Consider the following 23199-nt stretch of genomic DNA (forward strand, 5'->3'; position numbering starts at 1 on the left):
CGAACTTGCTCACGCGTTGGGGATCGCCAACCTCAACAGCTTCTGCGTGCAACTGTCGCAGTGGGCCGGCAAAGGCGTGATCCACAAGATCGCCCCCGCCGCCTACGCCCTCCCATCGGAACAGTTCCCACGAAACAGTCCACGACCTGCAGAAACGACCAAATCGACAATGACGCTCACGGCCTAACTACGCGGCCTTGGGCATTGGGAGAGCAGGAAACAGTTGGCGGGCGGCGTACGGTGCTCGAAGTGGCCGGCGCGCTGGCGCTTTCGCGCCTGACAGCGCCTCCCACGTGGCGGGAGGGCAACGACGACGAGGTCCGCCTCGGGGTTGTCATAGACGTTGCCACTCCTCCAGCAGATCGTCGGTCTCCCGTGGGGACCAGGAACATGTCCTCGAGCCGGATCTTCGCATCCTGGGCGGCTTTGATCATGACCCCGGGGGCAGAGCCAAAGCGACACCAACGTTGGGCGCGGAAGGCAATCATTTTCCGCGTTGGGGCTGGCCGGGGCCCGTGGACTCGGACCCCTGCTGGCTGCTGGCGAACGGGTCGGTCGGAATGGTCAGGTGCATGAACGGCGTAAGGTCGGCGAGCATCGGAGTCGGTGGCTGGTTGCTGAGCCGTCCGAAGGTGGGGTTCCTCCCCGCGAGATCGACGGGTCCTGGCAGTTGGCGCTGGTATCGCTGGAACAGCCACTTGACGCCGGCGCCTGGTCGAAGGAGCTCACCTGGCCGAACGTCGAACTCGACATAGGGATCATACTTCTCGAGCGGACGTCGGCCGGCCATCAGGCGACTCCACGTTCGAAGCTGGGATGCCCGCCACGGCAGGACCCAGGTACCCGTTCTACTTCCTTCCACGGCTACCTTTAGGCTGGTCGGGGCGGGTGTGGCGTTGATGGTATTCCTGCTCTCGATACTGGCTAGACGAGCCCTCGTCGTCACGTGAGTGACGCGGGTGACGCCTTCAGTGGGGTTGAGGAACTCGCGGCCCATGGTCGCGATACGTCCCCAGCGGGTACTGAGCGGATCGACTGGGCCCAGCCCTCGAGTGGGTGAGAAGATCGTCCCCTTGCCGAAGGCTGCAGACCTGACGTGCTTCGAGAAGAACGGCACGACCGACAAGACGAGGTCGAAAGCTGCGGTTGCCCGGTTGCCCTGCTCATACTCCTCAGCGGCGCTGACCACCCCCAATCCGGCGAGCGGGATTGCCAACTCGGGCGCGACGACGAGTACCGGTCCGAGGACCGCGCCGGTGACACCCGACCACAGCAACTCACCCACGTCGAACTCGGCGTCGGGCTGTTCCATCCTCCGTATTTGCTGGCGTATCGTGTTCGTGCCGAGCCCCGCGAGGAGGCCGAGCCCAGCTGCGATCGCCAATCCGATGAGCACTGCGATGTCACCGTCAGGGTCAATGTAGTTGAGCGGGTCATGGTGGGTGTAGCCATACCGGTCGGCGCTGTCCACGTAGCCGGACGGGTCTGGCTGCAGGAATCTCCCTGTCGTCGCGTCGTACATTCGGGTGCGAGCGTCGTAGCGCTCCATCGCGAGCAGCGGGAGTCCGGCGTACACGACCGGCCCGACGGTGGTCGCGGTGAGTGGCGTGATCCCGTCGCTCGCGAAGACCGAAGCTTCGCCGAACACGTCGAATCGGTATCGCTCCAGGACGGTGCCGACGTCGTCGGCGTAGCCGAGCACGGACTGGAGAGGGTCGTGGAGAGGGAGCAGGTTCCTTCCCGTGCTGATCATGATGATCTCGTCGGAGCCGGGCCCATTAACGTACTGGCGGGTGGGGCCGCCGCTACCGGTGTTCTGTTCTTCGATTAGTCGGTGTCCAAGATGCACGCGGGTGATCGTGGTGTTGTTCTCTGTGCGCCGCACTACCCGTCCAAGTGGGTCGAACTCCTGGTGTAGGACTACCGCGGCGGCGGCGCGAGCCTCGATCAGACGCCCCAACGCGTCGTAGGTGTAGGTGTATTGCCCGTCGGCTACGAGCCGCCCATCGTTGTCGTAGGTGTAGGGCACCACGCCCGGCCCTTCGGACACGTTCACTACGGCGTATGTCGGGGTGAGCGTGAAATCGCGGACAAGGGGTCCAGTGCCGGAGTCCGTGCTTTCTCGGGTCCGGGCATCGGCGAGGTTGAGTTTGAAAGCCTGGGTCCGCCGCGGCGCGAGCCCTGCCGCTACCGCGATCTGGGCGTTGGCCGCGGTCAGGTCGAGGTGGGTACCGGGGTCGGCGAGCGGGAGCCCTTCACGTACCTCCACCAGTCTGTCGAGGTCGTCGTAGGCGTAGGAAGCGGGCTCCTGCGGTGGATGCTGCGCCCACAGCAGTCGGCGGCGGCCGGCACCATCGTGCACCTGGTGCAACTCCTGCTGAGGCACGCCTGCCTGGTCGAGATAGGCGAGGCCAGTGAGTCGGGCGGCGCCGTCATAGCTCAGCTCCGACGTCCACCCGTTCCAGTGCGTCCGCTCCGCTAGTCGGTCTGGGCCGCGATAGCGACAGCGCGTGAGGACGGCTCCGGCCGCGAGCCTCCCGGTCAGTCCCGCCCCACCTGGGGCGGATAGCCGTACGGATTCCAGCCGCCCGAGAAGGTCAAGCTGGTACTCGTCGACCCGCAGGTCCGGGTAGGTCAGGCGAGCGGTTCCGGTGCTGTCGTCGTAGCCGATCGACGCCGTGCCACCGGAGGTCGTCTCCGACACCAGCCGGAGCAGGTCGTAGGTGCGCTCGACCGCCTCGGCTCCCTGGCTCAGCCGTACGGCGCGGCGGAGCCCGTCGCTGAACACCTCGATGGCGGGTGTCGGCGCGACGCCGGGCCCTGCAGTGAAGTCGATCCGGCTCAGGGCACCATCTGCGCGGTAGGTGTAGGAGCGGCGCGTGCCGCCGGGGCTGGTCTCCGTGGCAGGCTGGATCCGGGCGTCGTAGGTGAACAGATGGGTGCCCCCATCGGGGTAGTGGACGGCGGTGTTCCGGTCGCGGGCGTCGAAATCGTAGATCGTGGTGGCACCCTCGGGGTCGCGGTAGGCAGTCATCCGGCCACCGGCGTCCCAGGTCATCGTGTGCGTCGCAGCGATCGCGAGGGTGAGATCGCGACCGACCGTGACCACCTCGGCGCGCAGACCGAAGGTGCGCCAGGTGACGCGGCCCAGCGGGTCGGTGTCCGACACCGGCAGGTCACGTGCGTCGAATGCTTGGCTGCTCACCCGGCCGAGCGGATCGGTGACTGTCGTGGGCCGGTTGCGGACGTCGTAGTCCACCGTCGTGACGAAGCTTTCGGCGCCCCCGCCGGGCAGCACATCCATCCGCTCGTGCCGCCTGAGGTTGCCGGCGGCGTCGTAGGTGTGGTGCTCCATATTGCCGAGGGCGTCGGTGGCCTGTACGACCCGGCCGATACCGTCATAAACGAACCGGGTGATCCCGCCGCGCTGGTCGATCTGCTGCACCACACGTTCGTCCTGGTCGTAGATGAGATCGACGGATCTGCCGACGATTAGGCGGCGGACCGGGCGGCCACGCTCGTCGTAGGTCGTGGTCGCCTCGAAGAGGGGGCCGATGATGCCCGGTGCGGTGAGGCCGTCGATCCGGAGTCGTTCGAGCCGATCGAATGCGTTGAGTGAGAGTCGGATGCGGGTGCGCTCGGCGTCGGGATGGCCGTGCAGCCTCACCTCGCGCAAGCGGTCCCAGGCATCATAGGCGAAGTCCACCCGATGGCCGGCTGGGTCGATCACAGCGGACTGGTTGCCGTTGGCGTCGTACAGATAGCGGGTGGTGGCCTGTTCGGGCAGGCCGAACGCTTCAGTCTGGCTGAGGAGGAGCCGTCGTTCGTCATACGCCAGAATCGTGCGTCGGCCGAGAGGGTCGACGATGGCATGGAGGGTGCCGGATGGGTCCCGTTGGTAGCGATACTCCAGCGGCTGCGCGGTGTTGGCGCCGTAGCGGGCGATATGCAGCGTGCCGAACTCGTCGTACTCAAAGTCGTGGACGATATACGGGTCGGCGAGGACTTCGTCGGTGAACTCTCCTCGAGGTTGCTCTTGGCGGCGGACCCGCCCGCTCGGCAGGTAGCGGTAGCGGGTTTCCGCAGGATCGCCCCCGATCAGTGGTCGGCGTACGGCTGTCAGGTAGCCAAGCTCGTCGACGTCGTGTTCGGTGCGATTGCCCAGCCCGTCGATGAAGGCCACGGGGACGCCCCAGGCGTTGTACTCAAACGACTGTGTCTGGGCGGCTCCCCCTGCATCGCGCGTGATCTGGCGCAGGTAGCCGACGTCGCCGCCCACAGCGCTGTAGTCGTACTGGTCGATGTGACCTGCGCCGCTCGTGTACTGGATGAGTTGCCCGAAGGCGTTGTAGGCGAGCAGTTCGTGCCGCCGCTGGAGGGCACCAGACGGCAGGGTGGCATCCGGATATTCGATCCGGACGATATCCCCCACCGTGCCGGTGAGCTCCTCGTAGTCGAAGATCCAGGTGGTCAGATTTCCCAGCTCGTCGTGGTGGGTCTTGAGCCGGTGGAAGAACGGCTCGTAGGTGTAGCGGCTGACCACACGTGAAGGGCTCGGAGCCGTGGCTGGCGCTACCAGCTCAAGGCGCAACAAGTTGCCGCGGGCGCGCGGATCCGCCGCTGTTGCGTCGTACCGCATGAGGCAGCCAAACCCGTTCGGCTCATAGCGTTCGGTCAGGTTACCGGCCTCGTCGTATCGGTAGGTGCGCGCCACCAACCGCAGGCTGCCATCGAGCACCAGCCGCACTCGCTGGTCGAGAAGGTCGCCCCGGTAGTTGAAGGTGTAGACGAACAGGTTGTCGGGATCGTCGACTTCGACTCGCCAGGCCGGAATGTTGATGGCGTCCGGTGTGCGCGGGACGAACTGCAGCCGGGTGGTTGTGTAGAGCGTGTTGAATCCGCCGACCTCCTGCCGTACCACGCGCGCGAAGTCGTCGGAGCTTGGATCTTGACCGTAGATGTTCTCGACGACCTCTCGGCCATCGGGGTCGATGACCTTCGTGAGATTGTGCCGTAGGCCTGGTGATTCGCTGAACCTGTCGTCGTACTCATATCGCGTCGTGACGCCGTCGGGGAACGAGGGTGTGGGCGGGGTGATGACGGCGACCAGATGCTCGGCTTCATCGTCGTGGACGTACTCCCAGACACGGCCCGAATGGTCGCGGACTCGTTCGAGCCTGCCGCAGTCGCCGTAGCCGAAGAGGATCGAGCGTCCGGCGTGGTCGGTGACGCTGTCTGGCCTGCCCTGAGGATCGTAGGTAAGCTCGTGCGTGTTGCCGCTGCGGTCCTCGACGCGCACAAGCGGGATCCGGTCGGAGTGCGGGTAGCCCGCGGGTGTATGGAAGATCCGGCGCATGCCATTGAGGTCGGTCAGCACGTAATGGTTGGGCAATGGACCGGCGGCGGGCTGGAATTCCAGCAGCTCACGCCCGCCTACGGGGGCGTCGAAACCGCCAGCCGGTATCGCGGTGTGAACATCTTCACGCAGTTCGCCCGTCCATACGGCCACCCGTCCGTCAGTGAGCTCACGCAGGTACACGTTGTAGTTGTGGTCCCAGTTGTAACCCCACGGTCCGAACCACACTGGCCCACTCCGATAGTGGCGGACCAGGCGCAGCGGGAAGCCGCGCGAAGCGATCTCGACGTCGGCGACCGTCACCACAAACTCCCCCGAGAACAGCTCGACGGGGTCTCTTACCTGAATCTGGTTCTGGGTGTTGCCGATCCCGAAGTCGGGATGCATCGCACCCTCTGGCGCCTCATTCCGGACGACGTGCTGCAGCGCTTCCTCCAGGTCACCTGGGGCGATACCGCCGTCCAGCAGGAGTTGCGCCACGTCGTAGGCGGTGAGCGGGTCGAGCGGCGAGAAGTACTGCTGCGCTAGCAGCCGTCCGTCGGAGCCCCCCGGATCACGCGGTGTGCTCGTGGTTGTGCCTGCGGGCTGCGGGTCAGGGACGCCGAGCGACTGCGGGGTCTCCGGCTCGCCGGATGCGGGTGCACCGCCGTCAGTTGAACCAGGGTCGGTGATCGGCGGCGGTTCCACTGGAGCGTCCAGGACTGGTGATGCACCGTCCGGCCCGCCACCGGATGCGGTGCACTCCTGCTGCAACGCCTCCAGACCTTGGGGAAGCGCGTCGCGCACCGTCCTGTTCGCGGCGGTGACCGCGTTGATGAATCGCACGGTCGTGCACGCGTCATCGAACCACCGGTAGTCTCCGGGGGCCAGCACCACTCGTTCGTCCTCGAAGAGGATGTCGAGCGTGGGACCGGTTTGTTCATAGTAGTACGGCCCGGGCATCCCGTCCCCCTTCCGGTGCAGACCAGCGGTCAGGAGTCGCTAGGCGCGGTCACCGACTCTTCGTCGCTGGCGCCAATGACGAGTACGATCTCGCCTCCCGGGGTGATGGCGGCGCCCGCGGCGGGGATCATCGACAGAACCGTTCCTGCCGGTTCGTCGGTAGTCCTGTGCAGAATGATCACCGGATCTTCGGTGACCCCGGCACGTCGCAGGTCCTCCACCGCTTCGCCCTGCGACCGGCCGACAGTCTCCGGCAGGACCACGCTGAGCCCGCTGGACACCACGAGGTCGATGCTCGGCGTATCGCCGCGATATAGGCCCGGGGCGGGGTATTGTGCCAGCACCGTGCCCTCGGGACGAGGGCTGTCGATCATCTCGACGGCGCCGGATGACATGCCCTGGCCAGCCAGAGTACGGCGCGCGTCGGCGAGCGGTCGGCCAATCAGGTCCGGGATGCTGGGCGGCGGATCGTATCGATGACCCCTCTCAGGGTCGGGACCTGCGACACCGACTACGCTTCGGCGCAGAGCAAGCGTGCCGTCAAGATCGAGGTCGAACCGATCGGAGATCTCATCGAGCGACATGGTGAGCACGCGGCCACGCGAGACCCGCCCAGCCGCACGGCGCAGTAGCTCGCGCACAGCATCCGGCAGATTCCGCAGAGCGGTGACAGGTTGGTTGTCGGGATGCTCGGGCCGCCGGACGAGCTGGCTGAGCAGCCCGCCAACGATATCGGTGTCAGCGAAACCGACGGCTCCGGCCGGGTAGCGGGCCGGATCGTTCAGACTGCGCCGCAGATAGTCACCGATGATGTGACGAAGCTGATTGGCGTTCTTGACGGTCATACTCTGCGCCTGTCCGACGGGGACATCAGCCGGCAGCTCGCGCAACGGCTTCTCCCAGACGACCGAGTCCGAGTTTATGCCATAGTCCCGCTGGTCGCAGCAGCAAACCCCGCGACCAGTGAGATAGAGCGTCTTGGTGTAGCCGGACACGTCAGGTTTCTTTTTACGGATGTAGACGGTGATGACCATGTCGAGGAGCCCGTCGTGGCTGACGTTCCCCAAGCTCCCCCAGGGGCCATCCTCGAACCAGGCACTGACCTTGCCGTAGGCCGTGACATGGTCGGGTTGGACGCTTGCGACGCGCGCCGCTTCGATCCGATCGCCACTTATTGAGTCGATCCTGTATCCACCGCTCCGTTCGACGTCAATCTCCCAGCCGTCGGGCGGGTTGAAGGTCTCGGCGTTCTCAGCGTGAGTGGTGCTCGAATCGTTGCCGAGGCTGCCACCAGTGTCCTCGGCCTTCTTCTCCACATGCAGAGTCAGGGGGCGGGTATCCGTCTGATAATGGAATATCGGGACGCTTGCGATGTGCGAGGTCTCCAGCCAGGCTTCGACGCAGGGTGGGCTGGTGGTTTTGGGGCGCATCACGACCAGGAAGAATTCCTGGATGCCCTCAAGTTCGCGGGGTCCGTTAACGAATCCCGTCTCGGTCTGCACGACATTTGGCCGGGGCAGCAGGAAGAACACAGCCCGGTTCGTGCCGATATGATAACCGTCGAGCTGGTGATACATCTGAGTGAGCTGGGTGGTGTGCGAGAACGTCTCGCGCATTTCGCGCGCCTGGTCGGTCGTCCGAAGGTTCGTGTACTCCGATTGGCTGATGTCCTTGGTGCCCCACTGGCCACTGACCCCGACGCCGCCGCCCGTTCCTGCGACCTCGCCTGCAATGTTGACACCGCCAAAAATGTCGAGCACCTCGTGCGAATCGGTCGTGGTCGTACCCTTGCGAACGTTCACGTTCTCGAGCGAGCGTGACATCATCTCGCCGGTCTCTGAGACAAGCTCGTACAGTTCGCGCTTCTTCGGCTCGAAGTCCGCGAAGTACGGAGAGGAACTCCAGTCGTAGTCGTCGCTCTGATCGCCAGGCGATGGCCCGATGGTCACCTGAACGATGGCGCCATAGCAACCGTAGTACCGGTTGACGACGTCCGTGTAGTTCTCGATGACGGTCGGATCGCTCCACGTGGTGTAGATCTTCCGGTCCTTGACCCCGACCTCTTCCGGGTCGGGCTGATAGCCGGTGATGGAGCAGACCACCTTGAGGTAGGAGACCGTCATGCCCTCGTAAGCCTGAACATCCTCGGGCGGCTCGTAGGAGAAGACAGCGAGGGAGGAGCGCCAGCGCATTGGGAATTCTCGGTCGCAGACCTGCTTGTCGAGCATGTCCTCGCTAACGCAGAGGCGCTTCCAGGGAATATCGACAGGTAGCTGCAGAGCGGTCGTAGCCATGAGCCTCTCCCCTTCAAGGCCGACATCGAAGTCCTGCTATGCGGCTCCCGATTGCGTGCAGGAAGCGCGAGCGCACAGCCGCCGTGCATGTATGTCGCAAAGTCAACTCCGTCCGTGCCGTGCGGGAAACAAGCGATTTCCTATAAGGCCATCACCTCAGCTGATTGCCATGCCATGGGGTACACAACTCGCGTCTTATCGCTGACCTCGACCCGGGCGTCCAGTCGCGCACATGCCCCTCTACGTCCGTCTCAGCCAGCGTGGCGAAGTCGATCTTGTCCAGGTCAGGGTCGCCGGGATCGGGCGGCCGCTGTCCTTGCGCCACCGATCCTCACCAAGGCTGTGGACTCGACAGACCCGGGCGCCCGGTAGGAATGAACGCCCTCCTGGTCAGGGCGCGAACAAGATTCGAGATTCGAGGTCGAGCCGTGTGGTGGGATCGGTGGCCGGCGGGGTGAGGTTGAGGATCCAGTTGCCGAACCGGCGGATGATGTGGGTGATGTAGGGCGAGATGGTGGCCAGGTCATCGGTGTCGACTGGGCGGCCTTCGGCGGCGATGGCGTTGGCGGCGTCGGTGATGTCGCAGGCGGTGGAGTAGATGACGCAGTTGGCCAGCAGCTCGTTGAACTTGATGATCTTCTCGTGGTAGTCGGGATCGTTGTGGCCGATCAGCTTGCCGCCGAACATCAGCCAGTCGGCGAAGCCGTGGAAGGCCTCGTTGCGGTTGGTGATCGCCGTGATCTGCTCGCGTAGATCCGGATCGGACAGGTAGCGCAGGAGCGTGATGGTACGCACCGCGCGGCCGAGCTCACGGAAGGCCCGATAGAGGCGGTTCTTGTGGGAGTGGTTCCCCAGCCGCCGCAGCAGGGTGACTGAGGAGATCCGGTTCTCCCGGATGGAGATCGCGGTGCGCAGCAGGTCGGTCCAGTGCGTCTCGATCAGCCGCCAGTCGATCGCATCCTCGCTGAACAGCGAGTCGATGTGCTGGTAGCGGGTGACCGGATCGGGCCTGTAGAAGATCAGGTCGTGCCAGTTGCGGATGCGGGGCAGCAGGTCGAAGCCCAGGAGCGCGGCCAGGCCGAATACCGGCAGCGATTGGCCTTGGGTATCTGCGTGGATGGTGTCGGGCTGGATCTCCGAGGCCTTCTTCAGCAGCCCCTCGATGCTGTAGACGGCTTCCCAAACGCCGCAGGGGATGAAGTGGCTGAACAGGGCCACGTAGGTGTTGGAGATGTGCCGGTAGGCGAGGCCGCCGTATCCTGAAGCGTGCGGGTTCGCCGATTCCTGGCTTGTGATCGAGCGGAACCTGCACGTGCTTACGCTCATCAGTGACTCTGCAGGTCGGGTTCGCTGGGAGTGCCGCGGCTCACTGCGTTTCGCTAGGCCGCGGCTGCTCTGGACCGTCAGCGGGGGGTCGAGTCCGTCTGTATCGGAGGCTCGCCGCGACACAGCGGGCCGCCAGTGCTGCCTCAGGGTGGTCGAGGTAGTCGGCTGCGGCCGCGGACAGGTCTAAGAGGAACGCTGATGCCGGGGCGAGCGTCCGGCCGATCCAAGGGGATCGGACGCTGGTGCGGCGGGCGGGTTTGGGGGGCGGGGGCTGGTCGTTATCCGTCATGCCTCTAGCCTGTTCCCGTCCCGGCGGCCGTGAGGGCGGTGGGCGGTGATGGGCGTCTGCGGGCTGGGAATGGGCGTCAGTGGGTACTCCAGGCCGTCCAGGTGCGGATCTGCCGGGCGCTGTGCTCCAGGTAGTAGATCTCGACGCTGGGGTCGAAGCCGAGCCGGAGCACCGCGACACGGCCCGAATGCGGAACCGCCCGCCAGGAGGCGATCAATTCATCGATGGCCTGCAGGGCCGAGTCGCGGCCGGGGTGGTTCCGCCATCGAGCACGTGCGAAGCTGCGCCAAAACAACGCCCGGTTGGCGGAGGATACCTGGTGGGCCTCTACGCGGCGCTTGGTGGCCTGCTTGAGATCGGCGACGGTGACGAGGTCGTGGGGAGCGATGCGCCAGCCGTTCTCGTGCAGGATCCGATCCAGTTCGCCAACGAGGTGGCCGGCGGCGTGGAAGTAGTCCTCGGCCTCGATCGTCGGGGCGTGGAGCTCCATTTCGGGGAAGTGCCACAACCCATAGTCGGGCCTGGCCGGGAATTGGCGCGTGACGGCATGCCGATGCTGAGTGACGGGCCCCGTATGGTGCCAGTCGCTGGAAGCCGTGACGGCGGTGTCGCCGCTCCTCCCTGGGGTCGCATCGAGGAAGCTGAGGGTGACGGCGAGCCACTGGTGCTCACTTCGGGCCGAGCGCTCCAGCCACTGCTCAGCCTCATCGAGCCGACCGGCCTCGATGGCCAGCCGTCCGGCCTCGCGAAGCACCCAGGGGTGGTCGACACGGGTCAGTTCGGTGAAGCGGCGCAGCAGATCAAGCATCGTTTCCAGCTCGGCCGGTTCCCGCGCGGAACTGGAGAAGATGAGCAGCGTCTTTGCCAGTTCCGCAATCGCGGTAAAGCTCGGGTAGTAGAAGAATGCCTTCCCGACGCGGTAGCCGCTCAGACTGGCGAACCGGGGTCCGCTGTCTTTGGTGGCATGCCGGTATGGGGGTGGAGTCGGGTGGTGCTGCTGCCCGTCGAGGACGGCTAGCAGCGCCTCCAGCCCGTCCCAGCCGTGCACGAAGGTGTAGGGGCGGTGTCGGGCGGAGGCGAGGACGGCTTCGGAGACCAGGCCGGCGCAGCTGTCCAGAACCATCTTGAAACCTATCTCAACGCCACCGTCATCAGGAGCATGGGTGACGAAGATCAGCAGACCGCGGCTAGGCAGATCGACGATAACGGGTGAGGAGAGCTCCCCCTCCTTTCCGCAGGTGTCGCAGGCGATTAGGTCCTCGATTGGACGGCCAGCCGTCACCATCAGGAACCCATGCCCGATGCTCGCATAGGTTCGCCGGACGGCCGCGCCGAACGCCGGGCATGCCTCGATGTCGGCGTAACGTATCTGGTCGAAGGACAACCACCCCTGTCGGCAGCTCGGGCAACGGCCCCGCATAGCCTGACCGGCGACCTTCTCATGGCGGATGATGGCAGGATCCAGGGGCATCGTCGTCTCCTCGCAGTCGTGCGGCGTGCCGGGCCACCCGCAGCAGCCCCTCGACCGATGCGGCGGGGTAAGGCAGAGTGAATCGCTCGTGCACCTGACGGAGACGGGGGACGCCCAGGTGCTTCCAGCGGGCACGGAGTTCCAGGTCGTAGACATAACCATCGGGCGCGGCCAGTTTGAGGAAGAAGCCGTCGCTGGTGTCTTGCGGAATCAGATGATGCTGGGCGAGCAGCTCGACCGGTTGTAGACGGTCGTCGAGGCGGGCCGATAGCAGGGTCTCGTCGAGCGGTGCCGCGACGGTCGTGCCGACCGTCGCGAGATGGATGTCCCTGCCGATGACAGACAGGACGATCGAGATGACTTTAATGACGGCGGGGGTCTCGTTGGTCAGGGAGAAACGGATCTCGGCCTCGGGGATGACGTAATTCGGCGGTTCGGCAGTTCCGATATCGAGAACGACACCCAGATCGGATGGTTCGCCGCACATGTCGAAAGGAGCAGCGTCTTCCAGATGCGCCGCCAGCCACATTTCCCGAATGCGATTGAGTAGCGCGGGCTCGTTCTTCTTCGCAAGGTCAGCGAGGGCGAGCGCAATGATTTCAGTGATCTTCCAGCTCGCCCGTTCGCCGTTGAGGACCTGGCGGACCCGCTCCCGCCCCACGGGGACCAAACGCCTGTTCTGGCTGCACAGCCGCTCCGCAGCCTTGCTGATGTCCGGATTACTGGGGAGGCCGGCATCTCGGTGGAGTGCACGCAGGAGTTGGGTCAGCTCGAGTTGCGGCCCCGCTGCCGGGAGCGGTCCGCCGGGCTTCCATAATCGGGGCATACATCGATCGCCTTCCACCTCAGCGGCATCCTACAATTACCCCGCCGCATTCGCCCGAGAGTGGAAGCCAGCCTTTCACCACCCGCGCTGCTGAACAACTGGGAAGGACGACCGCGTTGTCGGCCGACAAGATGGCGCTTGCGTTCAGGACAACCGAGGCCCTGCTGGCGGTCGATGCCTCGAGGTGGTCGTAGCGATCTATGTGCTACTTGACGAGCTCGATCTTCTCATGGGGGCCGGGCCGAGGAGGACCGGCGATCGGAGGCATATCTGCCCTGTGAAGCATCTCATCGCTTCCTGTCAAACCCGTCAGCCTCGCGTTAGACGGCTATCGAGTGGCCCGTCGTTCCGGGTGCGCGGTGTAGACGTACTTCATCGCGGTCTTGGCGGAGATGCCGAATACGCGCATGAGGTGGACGGGGTCGGCGGTGTGGCGGGCCTCGTCAAGGATCCGGTCCTGGCGCAGCTTGGACGGGCTGAGCCCGAGCGGCCGGAAGATATCGGTCATCACCATGCTGGAGATCGGCGGGAGGGCGTCCATGACGGCGGTCTGCTGGCTGACCAGCAGATGCGGGTTGGCGGTGTGTGGCCAGCGATGGTGACGTTCACGCATCCAGGTGACGGCGAGGGTATGGGTGAGCTCGTCGAGGTAGACGATATGGCGGGCGGGATCCCGCCGGGCGATCAAGGTCCCCGCCGACAGATCGAGGTCGCCGAGCAGCAGCCGGGCCGTCTCGGCCTTGCCGAGGCCATGGATGGCGACCAAGGCGATGACCAGCTTGGCCATCGGCCCGTCAGCGCGGTCGATCAGGCCGCGGAGCCGGTCGGTAGGGATCGGGACGGGAAGCCGGACGACGGCTGGCATCGTGATCCCGCGGGTGGTGTCGCGGAAGACGAGCCGTTCCTGTTTGAGCGCCTGGAACAGGCTTCGAAGGGCGCTGGCCAGGTCGAGGCGGTTGCCCTGGCCGTTGCTTGAGGACCTTGCGGACGTCCTCAACGGTGATCTCGCGCAGGCTCGTGACCTGTCCGGACCAGAGGGCCAGCACAGGGCTCAGGTAGCCGAGGTATTTGCGGATCGTCTCAAACGGCATCGCGGGATGCGCGCGCCGGCCTTCGCCGCGCAGAACCTGCACCCAACGACGGAGCTCGTTGGCGATGGGAGTGGGGAACTCCTGTAAGCGTTGCTCGATGGCCTGCTGGTGGACGTCGACCTGACGGGCGGGATCGGGAGTGATCAGCCCGCGTTGCTGCAGGAACCCCAGGACATGTCGGGCGCTGGTGCCCGGCCGGTCGGCGGGCAGCGCCCAGATGTCAGCCTCGTGGATCGGGGCATCCGTGCCGATCCAGGCCAGCAGGATCCGCAGGCTGCGGGCGGCGATCCGGCGGACCTGCTCGTCCAGCCCGCGGGCTTGGACGTGCCGCCGGAAGTCCTCCAGCAGGGTGGCAGCGGCCGGGGTGAGGGACGGCAGCTGGTCCAGGGCGCCCTTTTCGAAGCAGCTCCAGTCCCGGCGCGCCTCAAACAGCGTGGTCTGAGCGTAGTCGACCAGGTGGGGTGAGATCGGTGGCGCGGGCGGACGTCGCGCGGCGACCCTGACACGGGCCTTGTGCTGGGGGGCGACATAGCCGAGCGTGCCGGTCCGCAACGCCAGGCGAGGGGCGAGGTCGCCGCCCAGCCATAGCTGGGTCCAAGACTCCGTTCGTGCCTGCGGGCCGTGCTCATCGATGTGCAGGCAGCAGGCTCGGCAGAGCCCGTCGGCCAGCGGGATATCCACGCGGCGGCAGCGGAGGCAGTTCCCGATCGGATGGTTCTGGTTCTTCCAGCTATTGCAACCCTCGCAGGTTCTTCGAAAGCCCCAGCAGTCGCAGTACCGGCAGCTGCGCTGCGGCTTGTGCAGCACGATCGGCCGGGGACGACGCCGCGGACGGAGCATCCCGGCTCCGGTCAAGTCGGTGTGGCGAAGGACATCGGCGACGGCGTTGCGGAAGATGGGCAGGTCGTCGAGAGTCTCCTCGGGGATCAGGTCGTCACCGTCGGCCTCGCGGACGGCGAGGACCAGGCGGAGCATGAGACAGGTGGTCCGCCACCATGCCTTGCTCAAGCCTCGTTCGGCAGTGAGCGCGGCCGCCATCTCGGCCAGGCGGTCGAAGTCGGCGAAGTCCCGGTGCTTGATGCGGCGGGCGTGAGCATCGGTGAGCTGACGACGCGGGCGAAACAGCAGGAGCTGACCGCGGATGGTCGGAGGGCAGACCCGTGGGTCGTCGACGGGTTCGGCGGAAGCGATACGCAGCTGGTCCAGCCACGAGCGTGGCCGGCTGTGATCGGGTGCCTTGCCTCGGTGAGGCTTGTCCAGCGGCTGCGACCGGGGCAGCCGATCTCCGGGCAGGATGAGCATCAGCTGTGACGGCCGCCCGCCGACCTGGGTGAGAATCCATTCCGGATCGTCGAGGCGGATGGTCAGCAGACACAAACCGGCAGAGCCCGTCGGTGTTGATGTGGCTGTCGTGCCCGCATCGTCGGCACGCTGTCCGGTCCGGATGCAGGTGTCGCCAGGAGGAGCAAGCTCGGCAGTCGGCGTACTGCGATTTCTCACCCCACCCAAGGCAGACCCGGCACTGCCCGAACGGCCAGTGAGGCGGCATCGTCAGTTCGGTGGCAGCGAGCGCCGCTGCCCGCTCCGGCGCGGAGTGGGCCGCACGGGCCCGCTGGGTGCTCCGCCGTCGCCGACCGCTCGTTTGGCCTGGTCGCGATTGCCATCGGCGACGGCGACGGGCTCTGCCTCCAGTAGGTCGGCGACGGTGCAGTCCAGGGCGGCGCAGATCTTGTCCAGGTCGTCGAGCCGGACGGAGATCGGCTTGCCGCTCCACAGCGCCGCGACCTTGCTCAGCGACGGAGTGAACCCAACTGCCTCGAACACCGGTAGCAGGTCGCTGGGCCGCCAGATGTCGCGCTTGGCCGCAGCCCAGCGCAGATTCCACTTCACCGTAGGTTCCCCTTGTCCATCTCAAGTCGCTGCACTGCTCGCCCGGCGGCGGCCAGGCTGGCCTTTTCCGGATCGGCGTGGGCGGTGGCCAGGTACGAAACTGTGGTTGTCGGCCGATCATGACCGAGCATCTTCTGCACTTCCCATAGCGACATTCCGCGTTCGTAGTTGTGGGTCGCCGCAGCATGACGGAGCAGGTGGGGATGCAGATGCTGCACCGGCCCGGTCAGAAACCGCTGCCCGGCGATCTTCAAGGCGCGGCGGAACGTTGACGGCGTCACCGCGATGCCCGGCGTTGGCACGTTCAATGCCGATACCGCCGTGGGGATCCGCTCGGACGGAAACAGCGGCGCGTTCGGATCGTCGGGATCGTCGGCGAAGCAGCCGCGGACGTCCTCGATCCACCACCACAGCAGCGCCCGGCCTTCTTCGAACATGTAGGCCTCGCGTGGCCGCGGGCCCGATCCGCGAGCGCCCTTGCCGCTGACCAGGAAGCGGCCCCACTGGCCGGACTCCCAGTGCAGGTCGCCGATCTGTACTCCGCACAGCTCAGCGGCCCGGACGCCGGAGATGTAGGTGAGCTTGCCCATCACGTAGTCACGGCGGGCGATCAAGGGCTTGCGGGCTTGGTCCAACGAGTCCCGCCAGCGAGCGAAGAACTCTCGCGTCGCTCGCTGCGACGGTGGCACCCGCAGCCCGAAGTCCCCGCGATGACGGGGCCGGTTGAACGGATCGATCGGCGACTCGACGGCGACCCCGTAGCGGCGCGCGATCTCGCCCGCGTACCGCTGCTCGAGGAAGGCGAAGTAACTGTCGATCAGATTCATCTTCTGCCGGACCGTGCTGCGGCCGCGCTTGCCGACGACGGCGAAGTACTTGTCGACCTGCCGTGGGGTCAACCGCCACGGCGCCAGCCCGTAGTGCTCGCAGATCTCCAGCACAGGCTTGGTCAGCCGATCCAGTGTGGTCGCGGCCAGCCCGGCGGCGTCCCGGGCCCACTGGTACTCGGCCAGGGTGTCCAGGAAGAAGCTCTCCTCATCGCCGTCGCTGAGCTCAGCAGCCTTGCGTCGCTGCAGCGTGACCGCATCCGCCAGCCCCGGCTCGAGCCCGAGATCCGGGGCCAGTTCGTCCTCGACGTCGCCGCGACGAGGCGGCACGACGGACAGTAGACGACTCCTGGAATCAACCACGGACCGTGAGATTACACGAGTCACTCCTGGAATCCTGGCAACAGCGGCAGAATCCTGTAGGATTGTGATCGGAAGCCGAGGTGAGCAGTGACCTGCTGAGATGCGATTACGCCGCCAGGACCAGACCCGAGGAACCCGTGCGTACTCCAGTTCCATAACGCGAATGCCACTCGGTGAACAGGTTTTGATCCCACGCCCGGAAGTGGGTGGAATCGGAGGCCACCGCGGTCGTGCTCTGGCCCCACAGACCGGTCTCGCGGGCGGCGAAGGTCGCGTTGGCGATCGCGACCGCGATGGTACGCGCCACCTCCGGGACCAGGTAACGGCGGCGCACATACCGCAACTCCTCCTCGGTGTGGGGGTGGCCGCCGGAGACCACCTGAGCGATGCCGCAGTTGGTGCCATAGGCGTAGATCACCAGCATCAGCCGCTCTGCCAGCACCTCGGCACTCAGGTGCCCGCTGCCGGCCGCGGCGCTCACCTGGGCCAGGCAGCCGGTGCGTAGCACCGCCTCCTTGAGGATGTCGATCAGCGGCACCACCTTCCACTGGCGGGCCACCTCGTTTTTGATCCGGCGCAGGTTACGCGGCTCAGGCGCCGCCTCGATCGGGGTGAGCCTGATCGCTCCTGACTTGCGTGCGGCGATGTGAACCCAGTCCAGGGCGGTGATCGTGCCGTTCAGCTCCGCCAGGGCGGCGGTCATCTCCTGGCGCAGCGCCGTGCAGAACTCGGCCGGATCCAGCGGCTTGCGCAACTCGGCGTAGTGCTCAAGGCGCCGGGCGGCGAAGTCGGCAGGCAGGTCCTCATCGGGGTTGCGCCACCGGCCGGCGCCGACGACCCAGATCTCCTTGCACCGCAACTGCTCACGCAGCGCCTGAAAGGTCGCGACCTCGTACACCATGCGCACCACCCGGCGCCGGCCCCGCGTGTCGGTGCGATAGACCAGCTCAGCCCAGTCCCGGTCGGTGCCCTTGTGCTCGGGCGCGTGCTCGGCCAGCGGATAGTAGGTGGTGTTGCCCGCCTTGGCATACCGGGCGACCAACTCCAGCGCCTTGATGACCGGCTGGTGAGCGCTGTTGCTGGAGCGGAACTCCAGCACCTCCAGCAGCTCGATCAACCCGCGCCGGTAATGCCCGGTGTAGGACGCCCTCAACTGCGTCTGCACCGTGCGCCGGTACACCGGCCCCTTGGTCTTGAACTCGCCCACCAACTCGCGCAACGTCTGTTCCCCACCGCGCACCGCAGGGAACACCACCTCCCGCACCCTGCCATCCGGCGCGGCCAGCGCGGCATCGGCGACCTGGAACAAGCCGGCGCAGGTTGCGTGGTTCGGGTGCGGCGTCCAGCGGGTTCAGCTGGATCGCGCCCGCGTTCCGGCGTTCGGCGATCTTCAGCCAGGCCAGGCCTTTGCCGCCCAGGGCGTCGTTCAGCGCGGATAGCTCGGCGTGCATCTCGGAGCGGAGTTGGTCGATGAACACTTGCGGGTCCAGGGGCTTGCGGAGGTTGGCGTAGTTCTCGGCCCGGTGCGTCTCGAAGTCCTTGGGCAGGTCGTCGTCGGGGTTGCGCCACCGGTCGGCGCCGACCACCCAGATCTCCTTGCACCGCAGCTTCTCCCGCAGCGTCTGGAACACCCCGCACTCGTACACGCTGCGCAAGATCCGCTGTCGTTTCGTGCTGTCGGCCCGGTACATCAGCTCCACCAGCTCGGCCGGGACGATCCCCTCCACGGGCGCGTTCTCGCCGAGCGCGTAGCACTTGATCCGGTTGGACTGCTCGGCCTTGTACCGCTTGATCAAGGTGAGGGCCTGCATCATCGGGGCGTGCACGGTGTTCGTCGACCCGAACTCCAGCACCTCCAGGATCTGGATCAGCCCCGTCCGGTAGTGGCTGGTGTAGGAGGCCTTGAACACCCGCTGCTTGTGCTGCCGGTAGGAGGTGCCCTTCGCCTTGAACTCATGCAGCAGCGAGATCAGCGTCGTGTGGCCGCCCGGCACCGCAGGGTAGATCACGTCCTCCACCCGCGACTCGGGCGACTCCAGTGCGGCCTCGGTCATCTTGAACAGGATGTTCTCCTTGCCCGACACCCGCTTCAGCTCCGCCACGAAATCGCTGGTGACCTTGGTGTCGGCGCGGGCGTTGATCCGGTGCACGGTGGAGATGAGCAGGTCGACGAGGGTGTCGGTGATCTCGCGGGCCCGGCAGTGCAGGTAGGCGGCGAGCAGGGTCACCTTGATGTCGTGCGGGTGGGACCGCAGGTGGGACGGGGCCTCGGCAGCGACCCGGGCCCGCCAGGCCGCCAGCACCTTCGGCGCGATGTCGGCGAACACGTCATCGGGGAGGCCGACCGCGCGGATCGCGGTCAGCTTGAACACCTCCCGCTCGATCGTCTTCACGCTCACATTGCCCGGCTCTTCCCGGATCACCGCGAACACATCCACCCCGGCCGCCTCCGCGACGCCGAACAGCGCCCCGTCATCCTCGACCTCCGATCCGGCTTCCCCGCCCGGGTCGGCGCTCTTGGCGATCAGGGCCAGCAGCCGCGGGATCGCCTCGGCCGGAAGCCGGCTGGAGATGTGGGCGGTCTGCGACTGCTCGGACTGCCGCAGCGCCGTCCCGATGATCCGCCGGATCCGGTCGCGAGCCGGCAGCTCGATCCGCTCCTCCCGCAGGTGCGCCAGCAGTTCCGCGCGAACACGGTCCGCCTGCCGCTCCTTGCCGCACACCTTGACGGCCAGCCAGTCCGCGGCCTTGTCGGCATCCGCGAGCGAGCACTCCCGGAACCCGAAGTACCTCCGGATGTCCCCGCGGTGCGCCTTGATCGTCCGGCCGTCCCACTCATACAGCCTCAGCTCGGAGGAGGGAACGTCCACCAACCGCGCCACGTAGGCGACCGCCTGATCGGGGATCTCCGCACGGCCCATCGGGAACCGGCCATGCACCGCGTAGAAGCGCAGCAGCAGCGCGAACCCCAGCTTCGTCGCACCTCGCCGACCTGACAGCTGGGCGAGCTCGTCCCCGACCAGCGTCCAGTTCCCCACGAGCTCGTCCTCGTCCAGCACACGCACCACGCGGCATCCGGCTCTCTCACGAAGTGGGCAGCCAAGCCGCCGCAAACCCCACGAATCCGGATCAATACTGGCCGCATACCACCACGGATACCCGACAGTCGGGGAAAGATCCCTCACCGCCATCTGAGCACAGTTACTGAGCTGGGCGGATTCGATCGCGTGTACCTGGTTGCACGAGTCTTACCAACACCCCGAACTACCCGGCGTCGCTGAACGGCCCGCTCCGCGCGATGCTGCAGTTCGCGGGCACCACCGTCGACGGCGAGACGTCCACCGTGTACCCGCCGCTGCTGCAGAGCGACGTCCGCTACTGAGCCGCGGCCGGCGGCCCGGGATTCGCTGACGGCGGTTCCCGCACGACGGCCGCGATGACGGTGCTCACGAACCTGTGGACGTCTCCGGCCTCCGGCGGCGCGCTCTTGCGGTCGGCGAACAGCATGTGCGCGGTCCCGATCAGCGTCGGAGCGAGCGTGCCGATGTCGGCGTCCGCCGCGACGCGGCCCAGGTCCCGCTCGGCGGCGAGATAGGAGGCGATCATGGCCGCGGCCTCCGTCAGGAGCGGGACGCCGGTCGGCCAGACCTGGCGCAGCCGGGCACGCAGGGCGTCCCGGGAGATGACGAGGCCGACGATCGCCACGGCGACCGACTCGAACAGGTCCGTCAGCGCGCCGGCGAGGTTCCCGGCGACGGTGCCGGTCCCGGCGGAGGCGCGCAGGGCGGCGGACCGGCCGTCCATCCAGGCGACGCGGTCCAGCACCAGCTCGGCGAGGAAGGTGTCGAAGTCGGCGAAGTACCGGTGCAGCAGGCCCTTAGCGCAGCCCGCCTCCGTGGTGACCGCCCTGCTGGTCAGCGCGCTCGGCCCGTCCCGGAGCAGGACCCGCTCGGCGGCGTCGAACAACTGCTCGCGCGCGTCGCGGATGGCCACGCCGGTCGGCACCGTGCCTTCTCCCTTCGCCCGCCCGACCCGGTCGACGAGTGGGCACATGCCCATTTATAGTGGGCACATGCCCACTATATCTCCGGAACCACCCCGCCCCACCGAGCCACACCGGGCCCGGCAGGTGGCGGAGTCGTTCGGTTCGGACCCCGACCGCTACGACCGCGCCAGGCCCCGCTATCCGAGCGCGATGGTGGAACGGATCGTCGCCGAAAGCCCCGGGCCCGCCTTCCTCGACGTCGGCACCGGCACCGGCATCGCGGCCCGGCAGTTCCAGGCGGCCGGCTGCCGGGTGCTCGGCGTCGACCCCGACGCGCGGATGGCCGACGTGGCCCGGCGGCTAGGGCTGGAGGTCGAGGTGGCGACGTTCGAGGCCTGGGACCCGGTAGGCCGGGAGTTCGACGCGGTCGTCGCGGGTCAGGCCTGGCACTGGGTGGACCCGGTCGCGGGCGCGGCCAAGGCCGCCCGGGTGCTGCGGCCCGGCGGCCTGCTGGCCGCGTTCTGGAACGTCTTCCAGTTTCCCCCCGACGTGGCGGACGCCTTCGCCGCGGTCTACCGGCGGGTGCTGCCCGACTCCCCGTTCAACGCGCAGGCGATGATGAGAAAGCCCTTGGACGGGTACCAGGTGATGTTCACCAAGGCCGCCGGCGGGATCGGCGAGGCGGGCGGCTTCGCCGAGCCGCGGCAGTGGCGTTTCGACTGGGAGCAGCCCTACACCCGGGACGAGTGGCTGGACCAGGTGCCCACCACCGGCGGCCACACCCAGCTCCCGCCGGCCGCGCAGGAGGAGGTGCTGGCGGGCATGGCCGCCGCCCTCGACGCACACGGCGGCGGCTTCACGATGAACTACGCCACGGTGGCGGTCACCGCGACACGAACCATCTGACGACGGCCCCTCGACGGGCCGTCGTCAGCGGCGTCGTGCCGCGCTCCTTCCAGGCCCATCCCCGCGACGTGAGCGAGGCGGGGGAGTCACGGGATCACGCCGTCCGTTCCAGTGCGGCGGACGAACCGAGATCATGGTCCGCATGGGAGCCTGCATCTTCTGCGAGATCATCGCCGGGCGAGCCGAGGCCAGCGTCGTCCACGACGACGACCGCGTGGTGGCCATCCTGGACCGCAACCCGGCCACGGCCGGGCACGTACTCGTGATCCCGCGCGTGCACATGGCCGGGCTCGCCGACGCCGACGACGCGACCGGAACGGCGATCTGGCGGGCCGCACGGCTCGTGTCGGGCGCGTTGCGGGCGTCGGGACTCCGCTGTGACGGGGTGCGGTTGTCGCTGGCCGACGGCGAGGCCGCCGGGCAGGACGTCTTCCACCTCCACCTGCACCTGGTGCCGCGTTATCCGGGGGACGGCGTCGTGGTCACCGCCGACCGGAAGAGGCGCCCGCGCGAGGTCCTCGACCAGGACGCGGCGCTGATCCGGCAGGCGCTCCGGGCCGCCCCGTGAGCCTTGGCGGCCTGATCCTGCGCACCGGACCCACCTGACGAGCCCGCGGCCGCTCAGCGGTGGGTGCCGTGAGCGGTGATGACGATCTTCCCTCGCCGGGGGCCCCGCGTGGCGGCCTCGTGCGCCTGGGCCGCCTGGGACATGGGGAACACGTCCCGCACGGGAACCCGGAAGCGGCCTTCCGCCGAGAGGGCTGCCGCGAGCGGGAGCCCGTGGTGCCCGCTGGGTTCGCCGCCGAATTCGCCGAGCGAGATGCCGACCCCGAGGTCCCGGCCGGTGAAGTCCGCGATGGTGAGGACGGACGCCGCCGAGCCGGTGATCGCGACGAGCTCGGCGAGTGAACCGGCACCGGCGACGTCCAGGGCGAGATCGACCCGCCCGGCGTCCAGGGCGCGGACCCGGCCCGCCAGCCCCGGCCCGTAGGGGACGGGGGTCGCGCCGAGCCCGGCCACGAAGCTCTGGTTCTCCGGGCGCACCGTGCCGATCACGCGGGCGCCGCGGGCGGCGGCCAGCTGGACGGCGACGCTTCCGACGCCGCCCGCGGCGCCGTCGATCAGGAGCGTCGTCCCCGCGCGCACGTCGAGCCGGTCGAGCGCCCGGGTGGCCGTCTCGACGCTCGTACCGGCGGCACCGGCTTCCGTCCACGACATCGAGGACGGCTTCCCGGCCCAGAACCTCAGGACGGCGAACTCGGCGGTGGCACCGCCCAGCCGTGACACGTCGACCGCGCCGAACACCTCGTCCCCCACCGCGAACCCGGAGACACCCGCGCCGACCTCGTCGATCACCCCGGCCGCGTCCACCCCCGGGACGTGGGGAAGCGCGACCTGGCGGCTGGACGGTGAGAGGCCGGCGCGCAGCGCGACGTCGACCGGTGAGACCCCGGCGGCCTCGACTCTGATCCGGACCTCGCCCGGCCCCGCGTGCGGCTCGGGGAACGGACCCATGGTGAGCACTTCGGGAGGACCGAACCGGTGGAACTGAACTGCGAACACGTGCACCTTCCTGGCATCTACCTGCAAGACCGTGCCATACGGTAGGCCGGGAAACGGATCGGCTGTTTCG

The 23199-nt window shown here is 67.3% G+C and carries 15 protein-coding genes; 2 read left to right on the forward strand and 13 right to left on the reverse strand.

Annotation, left to right across the window (positions count from 1 at the left end; all coding sequences use genetic code 11):
• Positions 1 to 484: 484 nt before the first annotated feature.
• From ACFP1K_RS17660 to ACFP1K_RS17715, 12 genes are all read right to left on the reverse strand, one after another.
• Positions 485 to 6298, reverse strand: coding sequence for an RHS repeat-associated core domain-containing protein (locus ACFP1K_RS17660; RefSeq protein ID WP_380754193.1), 5814 nt, complete (start codon positions 6296 to 6298; stop codon positions 485 to 487).
• 29 nt (positions 6299 to 6327) lie between these two features.
• Positions 6328 to 8592: a PASTA domain-containing protein gene (locus tag ACFP1K_RS17665; RefSeq protein ID WP_380754196.1), complete on the reverse strand. Its 2265-nt coding sequence runs from the start codon at positions 8590 to 8592 to the stop codon at positions 6328 to 6330.
• A 390-nt stretch (positions 8593 to 8982) separates the two neighbouring features.
• On the reverse strand, positions 8983 to 9918 hold the full coding sequence (locus ACFP1K_RS17670) for a Tn3 family transposase (RefSeq protein ID WP_380754198.1): 936 nt from the start codon (positions 9916 to 9918) through the stop codon (positions 8983 to 8985).
• A gap of 365 nt (positions 9919 to 10283) precedes the next feature.
• Positions 10284 to 11678, reverse strand: coding sequence for a hypothetical protein (locus tag ACFP1K_RS17675; RefSeq protein ID WP_380754201.1), 1395 nt, complete (start codon positions 11676 to 11678; stop codon positions 10284 to 10286).
• The gene (locus tag ACFP1K_RS17680; protein ID WP_380754202.1) at positions 11647 to 12504 is read right to left on the reverse strand and encodes a hypothetical protein; all 858 of its coding nucleotides are present in this window, start codon (positions 12502 to 12504) and stop codon (positions 11647 to 11649) included. Before ACFP1K_RS17680 ends, ACFP1K_RS17675 begins: the two co-directional genes overlap by 32 nt.
• Before the next feature lie 328 nt (positions 12505 to 12832).
• On the reverse strand, positions 12833 to 13291 hold the full coding sequence (locus ACFP1K_RS17685) for a hypothetical protein (protein ID WP_380754204.1): 459 nt from the start codon (positions 13289 to 13291) through the stop codon (positions 12833 to 12835).
• Between the two features lie 7 nt (positions 13292 to 13298).
• Positions 13299 to 15095, reverse strand: a complete 1797-nt coding sequence (locus ACFP1K_RS17690; protein ID WP_380754207.1) for a hypothetical protein — start codon at positions 15093 to 15095, stop codon at positions 13299 to 13301.
• A gap of 51 nt (positions 15096 to 15146) precedes the next feature.
• Positions 15147 to 15485, reverse strand: coding sequence for a helix-turn-helix domain-containing protein (locus ACFP1K_RS17695; protein WP_380754209.1), 339 nt, complete (start codon positions 15483 to 15485; stop codon positions 15147 to 15149).
• The gene (locus ACFP1K_RS17700) at positions 15482 to 16642 is read right to left on the reverse strand and encodes a tyrosine-type recombinase/integrase (RefSeq protein ID WP_380754212.1); all 1161 of its coding nucleotides are present in this window, start codon (positions 16640 to 16642) and stop codon (positions 15482 to 15484) included. Before ACFP1K_RS17700 ends, ACFP1K_RS17695 begins: the two co-directional genes overlap by 4 nt.
• A gap of 139 nt (positions 16643 to 16781) precedes the next feature.
• Complete coding sequence (locus ACFP1K_RS17705) at positions 16782 to 17576, reverse strand: Tn3 family transposase (protein WP_380754323.1); 795 nt, start codon at positions 17574 to 17576, stop codon at positions 16782 to 16784.
• A gap of 46 nt (positions 17577 to 17622) precedes the next feature.
• Complete coding sequence (locus ACFP1K_RS17710; RefSeq protein ID WP_380754214.1) at positions 17623 to 19743, reverse strand: DUF4158 domain-containing protein; 2121 nt, start codon at positions 19741 to 19743, stop codon at positions 17623 to 17625.
• Between the two features lie 307 nt (positions 19744 to 20050).
• Positions 20051 to 20680, reverse strand: coding sequence for a TetR/AcrR family transcriptional regulator (locus tag ACFP1K_RS17715; RefSeq protein WP_380754325.1), 630 nt, complete (start codon positions 20678 to 20680; stop codon positions 20051 to 20053).
• A 67-nt stretch (positions 20681 to 20747) separates the two neighbouring features.
• On the opposite strand from ACFP1K_RS17715, the gene ACFP1K_RS17720 reads away from it, so the two are divergent.
• Entirely contained in the window at positions 20748 to 21566 is an 819-nt protein-coding gene (locus ACFP1K_RS17720) for a class I SAM-dependent methyltransferase (protein WP_380754216.1), read from the forward strand.
• Positions 21567 to 21708: 142 nt separating this feature from the next.
• Positions 21709 to 22134, forward strand: a complete 426-nt coding sequence (locus ACFP1K_RS17725) for an HIT family protein (RefSeq protein ID WP_380754219.1) — start codon at positions 21709 to 21711, stop codon at positions 22132 to 22134.
• Between the two features lie 53 nt (positions 22135 to 22187).
• Here ACFP1K_RS17725 and ACFP1K_RS17730 read toward each other — a convergent pair whose 3' ends face one another.
• Positions 22188 to 23129: an NADP-dependent oxidoreductase gene (locus ACFP1K_RS17730; RefSeq protein WP_380754221.1), complete on the reverse strand. Its 942-nt coding sequence runs from the start codon at positions 23127 to 23129 to the stop codon at positions 22188 to 22190.
• Positions 23130 to 23199 lie beyond the last annotated feature (70 nt).

Origin of the sequence: Sphaerisporangium aureirubrum (assembly GCF_042658925.1) — a bacterium.
Classification (GTDB): domain Bacteria; phylum Actinomycetota; class Actinomycetes; order Streptosporangiales; family Streptosporangiaceae; genus Sphaerisporangium; species Sphaerisporangium aureirubrum.